Origin of the sequence: Tsukamurella conjunctivitidis, from assembly GCF_007858475.1 — a bacterium.
In the GTDB taxonomy this organism is placed as follows: Bacteria; Actinomycetota; Actinomycetes; order Mycobacteriales; family Mycobacteriaceae; genus Tsukamurella; species Tsukamurella conjunctivitidis.
In genome coordinates this window covers 1-903 of sequence record NZ_VIGX01000055.1, presented here as the reverse complement: position 1 = coordinate 903, position 903 = coordinate 1, and the positions used below count along the sequence as shown (strand labels likewise).

At 68.4% G+C, this 903-nt stretch carries 2 protein-coding genes; both read left to right on the top strand.

All coding sequences use genetic code 11. From position 1 onward, the window contains the following. Window positions 1–248: 248 nt before the first annotated feature. On the top strand, window positions 249–599 hold the full coding sequence (locus FK530_RS26390) for an HNH endonuclease (protein ID WP_193560359.1): 351 nt from the start codon (window positions 249–251) through the stop codon (window positions 597–599). After that, the gene (locus tag FK530_RS24295; protein WP_146489417.1) at window positions 583–795 is read left to right on the top strand and encodes a hypothetical protein; all 213 of its coding nucleotides are present in this window, start codon (window positions 583–585) and stop codon (window positions 793–795) included. Before FK530_RS26390 ends, FK530_RS24295 begins: the two co-directional genes overlap by 17 nt. Window positions 796–903: the final 108 nt, after the last annotated feature.

Sequence of the window (903 nt, the reverse complement as noted above, 5' to 3'; positions counted from 1 at the left end):
GGATCTCGGTGGGGTTGGTGAAGGTCTGGGTACACCGCGGCCGCGTCCAGTCAATGAAGGTCGGGCGTGAGAGGTGGGTGTCCTGGCCGGACTGCCTGCATCAGGAGCGCGCGACACGAGCACTGCGGCGTGCTGGACAACGCGACCAGGATCGGGTGTAACCTTGGTGCCAGCGGACGAGGTATGTCCACGATGACCCGGGAGCGCATGGCGCCCCGGGTTTCGTCGTCTCGGGGTGAGGTGATCTCGTGGCCGACCCTCGCTCCCACCGCAGGTACAAGAAGCTGCACGGCGAGTTCACCGCACTGTGCGCCGAGGCCGACGCGCCATGCTGGATCTGTGGCCAGCCCATCGACTACGACGCGGCCCTCGATGACGAGACGAACCGCTCGCGCTTCCAGCTCGACCACTACTTCCCGGTCGCCGACTACCCAGAGCTGGCGCTGGACCCCGCGAACTTCCGAGCCTCCCACGCCGGATGCAACAACGCGAGGTCCAACAACGCGCCACACCCGGGGGTCGGGCGACTGTCACGCGACTGGACCACGCCGCTGTTCGCAGCTGCCGACGAGGAGGACGACCATGGCGACGACACCTGACCTGCACGCATCCATCGACCTGCCCCTGTTCACCGAGCTGGGCGACAAGCGCATCGACCTGGGCACCCTGCAGGTCCCGCTGCGCGTCTCGGTCGACGCCATCCGACCGCTGACCACCCGATCTCCTCGTGTCGGCCCCGGCCATGTGAAGATCAACCCCGCGACAGGGGGTAGGGGGGGTTCAGATCACGACTGACCCCCAACGCGGCCCAGGCCCCGCCCGGCCTTGGGCCTCTCTCCCCCCGGTACCCCACCCCCACGGGGCTCGAACGGGCGAGACGCCGCGCCCACACGAACGCGTAAA